This window comes from Catonella sp., from assembly GCF_052169795.1.
Lineage (GTDB): Bacteria > Bacillota > Clostridia > Lachnospirales > Lachnospiraceae > Catonella.
In genome coordinates, this window is the sequence record NZ_JBQNBU010000078.1 from 1 (window position 1) to 8,952 (window position 8,952).

Here is an 8,952-nt window from a genome sequence, read left to right on the forward strand (position 1 = left end):
GTGTATGGAATAAGTAAAATCCATACTAATGTGGAATTTACTTTTTCAAATAACACTGATCCCTTGTAAATAAAAAAATTACTTTACTTATACTATGATTTATGGTAAACTAATAGAAGTGCATTTGCACAGTTAGTATACTATTGCTCAGCATATGGATACTCCGACCTTAAGCTTGGCGATAGCGAATTGATGAAAGGAGAATAGTATGATATCAAAAGAGAAAAAAGCTGAACTCATTAAAGAGTATGGCAGAACACCTGAAGATACCGGATCACCTGAGGTTCAGATTGCTATACTTACTGAGAGAATAGCAGAGCTTAATGCGCATCTTTCTGTTAATGCAAAGGATCATCATTCAAGAAGAGGTCTTCTTAAGATGGTTGGTGCAAGAAGAAGGCTTCTTGCGTATTATCAGAAGAAGGATCTTGAGGGATACCGTAAGCTTATCGCTCGTTTAGGCCTTAGAAAGTAACTATATTTTAGAATCTACACAAAACACAAAATTAAAGGATGCCTTTTGGGGTATCCTTTTTTTATAAAAAATATATAAAAATGCCATAAAGATATGATATACTGTGAGATGTATCGTTTTAGAAAGGGTTTTTATTAATGAGTAAAAAATTAACATTTGCAGTAAGAATATTATTCTTGATTATTTTCATTTTCATGGCATATAATTATCTATCGTTTTCGGCAAAGGCAGAAGAGAAGATAATTAAAGTAAAAAATGGAACTTCAGGAGATATAAGGATAAGAGAAGATGATTTTGTAACTTTTTTGCCACAGTTAAAGAATAAAAAGTTGAAGAGCCATTATGTCTATTATTCTCCTGAAAATGGAAAAAATCTGTTTCAATTTGGTAATGGAAAATACTGGGCTAATAGACAGGGAATTGCTACCGTTATTATTTCAGGCATTGATGTGCAGGGAAATTTAAATTTTATAGCTGACTATAATGTTATTATAGAAAGTATAAAAGGAACTACTGAAGCTGCTATAAATGCGAATGGATTATCTTCCACTTCTGTTTTATTAACTGTTGGAGGAGTATCACAGCTTAGAATTAAAGAAGAGACTAATGGAATTATAGAGTGGGCTTCTTCGGATTTGGCTGTGGCAGAAGTGGACTCTAAAGGAAATGTTACCGGAAAATTGAAGGGTAATACTCTGGTTACAGCTAAAGTAAATGGAAAAATATTCGGATGGATAGTTTCGGTAACCTCAGAAACTCGTAAAAAGGCTGTGGAGTGGGCAAAAAGCTATTCATCAAAAAGTGAATACAGCCAGTCAAAGAGGATGGAGGAAGGTTATTATGACTGTAGTTCACTTACTTGGAGAGCATATAATAAATTAGGGATTAATATTCTCAGTGATAAGTATGCTCCGACGGCTGCTGACATGGGGAAATATTATGATGAAAAAAAGCAGATTGTTGAAGGTGGAATATCAGCAGAGAATATAAATAAGCTCATTTATGAACCGGGAGATTTATTTTTCATGGAAGGGCCTGTAAATAATGGTAGGTATCGTAATATATATCATGTTGAGATAATATCGGGTTATACAGTTAAAGGATTTGATAAGTTTGGAAAACCAATTATAGGACTGGAGTTTGCGAATAGACATCAGGTTGATTTTAGAGGTTTTGTAGGAAAGCCGGAGATATAGTGGAGAATTTATGATAATCAGTATGTATTTTATAAGCTTTATTATATTCAGTTTTATGGGCTGGATTTATGAGAGTATTTACTGTACATTAAGGACACATCATTGGGCTAACAGAGGTTTTTTGTTTGGTGCAATTTGTCCTATATATGGAGCAGGTGGAATAATTTCTACTTTAGTATTTAAGATGATTTTCAATGAAAATGAAGTGGCAATATGGCATATTTTTCTCATATGTATGTTTGGAAGTGCAGTACTTGAATATGTTACCTCTTATGTACTTGAAAAATTATTTCATGCCATGTGGTGGGATTATAGCTATGCCCCATTAAACATACATGGAAGAGTATGCCTTTCGGCATCAATAGGATTTGGTATAGCAGGTATATTTGTGGTAAAATATATATCGCCTTTTGTATTTGGAATAGTTGAAAATATTCATCCTTTAGCAGCAGAGGGTATTGCTATGGTTATGATAGCCTTCGTAGGGGCGGACCTTGCTCTTACAGTTGCGGGACTCACACAGTTGGTTAAGAAGATGGAGGAAATGGAGAAGGAATTTGATGAGAAAATGGAAGCTTCTTATCAGATTATAGAGGAAAAAAGACAGCTTATTTCTGAAAAAATGGAAGGATATGAGAAACTTACAGCTGATAGGATTAGAGAATATTCACTTAATATGGGATTATTGCAGCAGCATGCATTGAAAAGTATGAAGAAGTTTAGTTCGAAAGGCAGGGCACAGATTGCAGAGAAGTTTAAGGATGCAATAAATTCGTTACCGGTAGTTGAAAAAATGAGGAAGACAGATGATGAAAAATAATGATATAATAAAAGATGAGGTGAAGAAACTTCTAGATGGAATCCATGAACATGACCATGTTCTCCGAATGAGAACATTTATTCAGCATGGAAAGATTACTACATATGATCATTGTTTTAGGGTAGCAGCAATGAGCTATAGAATTAATAAAATGTTCAGGCTGAAGTCAGACGAAAGAGCACTCGTCCGAGGAGCATTTTTACATGATTATTTTCTATATGATTGGCATAAGAAGAAAGCAAAGTTTAGAAATATGAAAGAGTTTTTTAAGCTACATGGTTTTATGCATCCAAGTTATGCAGCTGCTAATGCAAAGAGGGACTTTGGAATAGATGAAAAAGAGGAGCATATAATAAGAAGTCATATGTGGCCGCTTACGGTAACTAAAATTCCTAAATGCAGGGAAGCTGTTATAGTGTGTATAGCGGATAAACTTACATCTGCAACTGAGACTATTATGAGATTCTAAAAAAAGCCCCCTGCTGAGGGGGCTAAATTTCTTTGATTTTGTAATTAAGTAAGATTTTATCATTTCTAAATTTCTTTTTATAATTAGCAAGAATTCTTTTCATTACCATTTCGGCATTTTCAAAATTAACACAAGGAAGCATAAGAATATATTGAGCACCGCTATATTGTGCTACAACATCACCGGTTCTTAGACTGAGTTTAAGTATGTTTAGGAGTTTTGCCATATATATGTTTAATTTGACAAGATCAGGAGTTTTACCTCGTTCTGTCTGCAAGGTAACAAGACAGAGGTAGGTTGAGAGTCCTAATCTCTCCAAACGCCTTTTAGTCAGCTGATAATTTTTAACAAAGTAGCCGTATTCACAGAAAAATGCTCCTTCTTCTAAGGAATTTTCCATAAGCTGTTCTTGAATTATAGCTAAATCTGTTTCTAAAGATTTTTGAGTATCCATAATTTGGCTATAAAGGGCTCGAAGCTCATCTGAAGGATTGACTCCAAGATTTCTATATAGGATTGAGGTAGCAGAGTCATAATGATCAAGAGCATCTCTGTAGCGGTCGCATCGTATGTAAGCCATTATGAGCAGGCAATGAAGAGTCTCGTCCAAATTATCAATTTCCAGTGCTTTTAATATAACATTTATTATAGTTTCAGGGTCATTTTCTTCTTCTAAAATATCACATAGCTTTTTTACGGCATCAAGATAAATGCCATGGTATCTGGCACTTATAGGTATAGTCCAAACTTCTCCGGATAGTTTTGGTATAAAATCACCGTCATATAGCCTGAGAGCTTCAAGATACATATTGATTCTATGTTTATTTGAAAGTTCTTCATTTTCGGCTTCCTGAATAAGGGTTTCAAACACTTCAGCATCAAGAACTATATGGTATTCCGGATTCCATGAGTATGCTCCCCTACTGGAAATAATACAGCCATCACCTTCAAGCTCAAGAGGTCTAAGCATTTCTCTTGTGCGGAAAAGCTGTGTTTTAAGTGCATTTATAGGATTATTATTGTCATCAGACAATAAGGCGTCAATAAATCTAGACTGAGTAATAGCACTATTATGATTCATTATAATAAAGGCAAGAAGATTCCACATTTTGCGAGAACGGTTTAAGTTATCAGATACAACTTTACCGTTATATTCTATGCTGAATTTTCCTAGAACTGAAATATTCATTGTTGCCACAGCTAATCCCTTTCCAATTTAAATTACCTTAAATTATTTTGAAAAATGAATTATTATTAAAACTAATAATAATGATAATACATACTATTATACAAAGTCTGAAGAGGTTTGGCAACTATGATTTTACTCAATTTACTCTATAGTATATAAAAAATAAATAATGTATGATATAATCAGAAAAAGTATGTTATTATTTTTATGCAATATGGAGGAATAGTGGACGAGATAAAGGTGGAGGTGTCACCCGTTATAAGGCAGGGTGGACAGCAGAAAATATTTATAAGTTTTGTCGATAGTGGACATGGTAGGGAAGCTGAAGCTGTAATGCCGGGAGGTGTATTTATTAAAAATACAGGTTTTTCAGATAATGAACTTGATGTATTTAAAGAATATCTGATAAAGGAACAGGAGAATATTTTTAATACGGCAAAAACAATAAATCCTTTGGCAGAGTTTTTCGGTAAACGAAATAAATCTTGATGGAAAATGTGAACCTATGGTATTATAATTTAGTTAAATATAAAGGTTCACAGGGATGCTTAAGTAAATATTACATTATGGAGGTATAGATGGCTATTTATAAAAAGATAACGGAATTAGTGGGAAGGACTCCTCTTTTAGAGCTTAGTAATTATGAGCATAAATATAGATTGGGAGCACGAATTTTGGCGAAACTTGAATATTTTAATCCTGCCGGCTCCGTGAAAGACAGGGTGGCTCTTAATATGTTAGAAAAGGCAGAAAAGAATGGGAAACTGAGTCAGAATACAGTGATAATTGAGCCTACTAGTGGAAATACAGGAATTGGTTTGGCTTCTATAGCTGCAGCTAAAGGATATAGGGTAATTATTACTATGCCTGATACAATGAGTATAGAACGGAGAAATATATTAAAGGCATATGGAGCAGAACTTGTACTTACAGATGGTGTAAAGGGTATGAAGGGAGCTATTGCAAAGGCTGAAGAGCTTGCGAAGGAGATAAAAGACAGTTTTATACCGGGACAATTTGATAATCCTGACAATCCGGAGGCACATAAGAAAACTACAGGTCCTGAAATTTGGGAAGATACCGAGGGAAAGGTAGATATTTTTGTAGCAGGAGTAGGGACAGGTGGAACTATTTCAGGAGTTGGCGAGTATCTTAAGTCTAAAAATCCAAATGTAAAAGTGGTTGCAGTAGAGCCGAAAGATTCTGCAGTACTTTCAGGAGGTTCATCAGGACCGCATAAGATTCAGGGTATAGGAGCAGGATTTATTCCAAAGGTACTGAATATCGGTATTTATGATGAGATTATTAAAGTTGATAATGAAGATGCTCTTGAGACAGGGAGAGAGATAGCAAAAGCAGAAGGTATTCTTGTAGGAATATCATCAGGAGCAGCAGTTTTTGCAGCAAAACAGCTGGCTCAAATGCCTGAAAATAAAGGGAAAATTATTGTAGCACTTCTTCCGGATACAGGCGACAGGTATCTGTCAACAGCACTTTTCAGATAACAATGCAGATGCTCTTTATTTATATTAAAATATTTGATATAATGATGCAAGTGTCAAAAGTATAAAATTCTGTACCGGCTTGCTTGCAAAAGAATTTATTATCTTTTGACACCTATATAAAAAGATGTTACAATTAACAACCTGACTAAAAGGTGATATTATGAATAAAACGGAAATATCAGAAATACGCAGGCTATTTCAAAAAGATAAGTATAGAATAGATAGTCTTGCAGCCTGTTATGTAGGCATAGAAAAAGAAAAAACTTTTGTACTTAAAGAAGCATTGAGCAGTTTTTCTGAAGAAGAAATTTTATCACATCTCAATATTTTCAAGAAATCTTTAAGCGGCACACTTGGTAAGAATCTTATTAATATGGAATTTCCTCTAGATGCTGAATTTGGCGAGGGACAGCAGAAATTTTTACTAAACCTCCGTGACAGTGGTCTTAAAGAAGAGGAGATATTGGAAAAGTTTTTTGATATAGTCATAGCAAACTATCAGAGTGATGAAAAATATTATATAGTTGCTGTACATGGCAATTATGATGTGCCCGGTAAAGCTAAGGATGGAGAAATAATGGAGGATGCATCTGACATTATTTATGAATATATACTTTGTGCAATCTGTCCTGTAAAACTTTCTAAGGTAGGGCTTGGATTAGGATATGATTCGGCTGCTAACCGAATAGGAGAGGTAATGAGAGACTGGATTGTGGAAGCTCCGGAAAAGGCATTTCTTTTTCCGGCCTTTAATGATAGAGAGCCGGACATTCACAGTTTTCTCTATTACACAAAGAAACCTGAAGAACTTTTACCTGAATTTGTGGATGCGGTTTTTGGAACAGTATCTCCAATGTCGCCGGAAAGTCAGAGAGAAACATTTAATAGTTTAATTATTGAAACTTTGGGAGATGAAGTAAGTCTGGAAATAGTACAGAGGATGCAGGAAAATATAGCAGATGTAATTGAACAGAATAAGGATATTCCTGAACCGGTGGAACTCACTTCTTATGCTATGAAGGAACTGCTTGGGAAGAGCGGAGTTGAAAGAGAAAAACTGGAGAATTTTGAGGAGACTTTTAATGAAATTGCAGGAGAAAATACTGCGATAATAGCAAATAATCTGCCGGCTGCAAAACAACTTAGTATTAAAGCTCCGGACATAGAAATTAAAATAAAACCGGAGAGTGCCTCTCTAATAAGCCATAAAATGGTAGATGGAGTACTTTCAATAGTAATTCCTGTGGGAGAAGGTGTAGAGGTAAATGGCATTGAAGTAAAGTATGTTGAAGATAAAGAGTAAGATTATCAATACAAATAATGGAGGCAAAAAGTGGACTACAGATATGGTTATAAAGAGAAGAAAGAAGAAGTAAGCATAGGCACCAGAATAAGCATGTTTTTATTAGGGACAGTAATAGCTATAATCCCTCTTATTGTAAGGGCATCAGAACATAATACGAATCTGAGCCAATTTGCTTGGTTTGCAAGCGGTGACGATTCTTTGGATGTATTTCTTAAGGTAAAGGGGCAGTTGCTTGTAGCAGTGGCAGTAGCAATGATTCTTATGCTGGGATATAAGGCATTTTTAGAAGCTAAGATGAGCAAACCTCCGGTATGGATGTACTTAGTATTTGGATATGCAGGTCTTACGGTTATTTCAACCATAACATCAAAATATAGAAGCTTTGGGCTGAATGGAATGTTTGAACAGCATGAGACTTTGTGGGTGATACTTGCTTACTGTGTTGTTTTGATTTATGCTTTTATTTTTGCACAGGATAGCTATGGTATAGGATTTATAAGGACTGCGCTTGGAGTGTTGGCAACCGTGCATTCATATATAGGAATAAGCCAGCTCATAGGAAAGGATTTTTGGGGTTCTAAGCTGGGTAGATGGCTTATTATACCAAGCAGTTTTGATGGAGCTGAGTCAATGAGAGAAAATTTAAGTTTTACTTTCTCAGGCTCAGGTAATCATCAGGTGTATTTAACACTGTATAATCCTAACTATGTCGGTTCTTATGCAGCCTTAGTTTTTCCTATATTCCTGGCACTTGCAATTTTTTCTAAGAAAATTTGGAAAAAAATATTTTGGGGAATTATTACTATAATTAATTTCCTTTGTGCGATGGGCTCAGGCTCAAAGACTTTTCTTGGAGTATTTGCAGTATTGGCAGTATTTGCAGTTATATTATTTAGAAAAAAGCTTAAAAAAGGTTGGCCTATAATGCTTGGCTTTGTGGCGATAATCATAGTTTCATCAGTACTTTATTTTAATTATATAGGACTGAACTTTGTATCTTATGTAAGTAACGCACTTGCTGTGCAGAAGAATGATACATTACTAGAAAAAGTAGAGCTTGAAAAAGACTATGCCCAAATTACTTATAATGGGGTGAAATTTAGATTAAATTATGAGCCGGAGGGTGATACTACAGCACTTTATTTTTTCAAAGAAAATGGTGAAGCTATAGAGTATGAGACGGATGAAACAGGTTCTTTAGTTACATTGAAAGATGATAAATTAAAAGATTTAAGTTTTCAATATGTAGTTGGAGATAAAAGTTTAGGACAGTATCTTATAAATTGTAATACTCCTAAAGGCATTTTTACTCTTATGAAGACGGAAAATGGATATAAAATTTATACAGGAGAGGGGAAGACAGATGATATATATGATGCTCCGGCAGCAGTGATTAAAGATCATGACGCCTTTGCATCGGGAAGAGGTTATATCTGGTCCAGGACATTTCCTGTATTCTTCAATCATCTTTTATTAGGAACAGGTGCAGATACCTTTACCATAGCATTTCCACATAATGATTATATCGGGCGTTTAAATGGCGGCTATGGAAATATGATTATAACAAAACCTCACAATATGTTTTTGCAGATTGGTGTACAGAGCGGAGGACTTGCATTAATTTGTTTTATAGGAGTTGCATTGTTTTATGTAGTGCAGACATTTAAAATATATTGGAAGAGAGAACTGATCGGAGAAATAGAGACTTTTGGAGCAGCTATATCATTAGGAGTAATCGGCTATTTATTAGCAGGAATATTTAATGATTCCTGTGTAGCACTTGCTCCGATTTATTGGGTGCTTTTAGGTGTCGGGTATGGAATAAATACTTATATAATAAAATTGGACAAAGCAGGAAGTGATACAAATGTCGGAAAAAATAATTGATTTTTACACAAAGTATCAGCAGATTATAAAGAGGATTCTGATTATCCTATACGACCTTATGGTCGTATGGGTTGCAGGAGTCCTTGCTTTGCTTTTAAGATTTGA

Annotated in this window: 9 protein-coding genes; 8 read left to right on the plus strand and 1 reads right to left on the minus strand. The window is 34.8% G+C overall.

The genetic code is table 11. The features are described 5' to 3' along the window. The first annotated feature begins 208 nt into the window (after positions 1-208). From rpsO to ACTTKP_RS09750, 4 genes are all read left to right on the plus strand, one after another. On the plus strand, positions 209-475 hold the full coding sequence (gene rpsO / locus ACTTKP_RS09735) for a 30S ribosomal protein S15 (RefSeq protein WP_442553710.1): 267 nt from the start codon (positions 209-211) through the stop codon (positions 473-475). Positions 476-612: 137 nt separating this feature from the next. Then, on the plus strand, positions 613-1,671 hold the full coding sequence (locus ACTTKP_RS09740; RefSeq protein ID WP_442553711.1) for an Ig-like domain-containing protein: 1,059 nt from the start codon (positions 613-615) through the stop codon (positions 1,669-1,671). Between the two features lie 10 nt (positions 1,672-1,681). Further along, entirely contained in the window at positions 1,682-2,491 is an 810-nt protein-coding gene (locus ACTTKP_RS09745) for a putative ABC transporter permease (protein ID WP_442553712.1), read from the plus strand. Then, positions 2,478-2,960: an HD domain-containing protein gene (locus ACTTKP_RS09750; RefSeq protein ID WP_442553713.1), complete on the plus strand. Its 483-nt coding sequence runs from the start codon at positions 2,478-2,480 to the stop codon at positions 2,958-2,960. The genes ACTTKP_RS09745 and ACTTKP_RS09750 overlap by 14 nt, the downstream gene beginning before the upstream one ends. 22 nt (positions 2,961-2,982) lie before the next feature. Here ACTTKP_RS09750 and ACTTKP_RS09755 read toward each other — a convergent pair whose 3' ends face one another. After that, positions 2,983-4,149 carry a BTAD domain-containing putative transcriptional regulator gene (locus ACTTKP_RS09755; protein ID WP_442553718.1) on the minus strand — a complete coding sequence of 389 codons (1,167 nt, stop codon included), beginning with the start codon at positions 4,147-4,149 and terminating at the stop codon, positions 2,983-2,985. A gap of 225 nt (positions 4,150-4,374) precedes the next feature. Between ACTTKP_RS09755 and ACTTKP_RS09760 the strand changes: the two genes are divergently transcribed. From ACTTKP_RS09760 to ACTTKP_RS09775, 4 genes are all read left to right on the plus strand, one after another. Next, positions 4,375-4,638: a hypothetical protein gene (locus ACTTKP_RS09760; RefSeq protein WP_442553714.1), complete on the plus strand. Its 264-nt coding sequence runs from the start codon at positions 4,375-4,377 to the stop codon at positions 4,636-4,638. Between the two features lie 89 nt (positions 4,639-4,727). Then, positions 4,728-5,654 (plus strand): cysteine synthase A, encoded by a 927-nt coding sequence (gene cysK / locus ACTTKP_RS09765; RefSeq protein ID WP_442553715.1) that lies wholly within the window; start codon positions 4,728-4,730, stop codon positions 5,652-5,654. A 160-nt stretch (positions 5,655-5,814) separates the two neighbouring features. Next, positions 5,815-6,957, plus strand: coding sequence for a DUF4317 domain-containing protein (locus ACTTKP_RS09770; protein ID WP_442553716.1), 1,143 nt, complete (start codon positions 5,815-5,817; stop codon positions 6,955-6,957). Positions 6,958-6,987: 30 nt separating this feature from the next. Next, complete coding sequence (locus tag ACTTKP_RS09775) at positions 6,988-8,847, plus strand: O-antigen ligase family protein (RefSeq protein WP_442553717.1); 1,860 nt, start codon at positions 6,988-6,990, stop codon at positions 8,845-8,847. The last annotated feature ends 105 nt before the right edge of the window (positions 8,848-8,952 follow it).

Bases quoted from the DNA above. Each gene is read 5' to 3' on its own strand.
- rpsO (WP_442553710.1), top strand. From the start codon at position 209: ATGATATCAAAAGAGAAAAAAGCTGAACTCATTAAAGAGTATGGCAGA.
- ACTTKP_RS09740 (WP_442553711.1), top strand. From the start codon at position 613: ATGAGTAAAAAATTAACATTTGCAGTAAGAATATTATTCTTGATTATT.
- ACTTKP_RS09745 (WP_442553712.1), top strand. From the start codon at position 1,682: ATGATAATCAGTATGTATTTTATAAGCTTTATTATATTCAGTTTTATG.
- ACTTKP_RS09750 (WP_442553713.1), top strand. From the start codon at position 2,478: ATGATGAAAAATAATGATATAATAAAAGATGAGGTGAAGAAACTTCTA.
- ACTTKP_RS09755 (WP_442553718.1), bottom strand. From the start codon at position 4,149: ATGAATATTTCAGTTCTAGGAAAATTCAGCATAGAATATAACGGTAAA.
- cysK (WP_442553715.1), top strand. From the start codon at position 4,728: ATGGCTATTTATAAAAAGATAACGGAATTAGTGGGAAGGACTCCTCTT.
- ACTTKP_RS09770 (WP_442553716.1), top strand. From the start codon at position 5,815: ATGAATAAAACGGAAATATCAGAAATACGCAGGCTATTTCAAAAAGAT.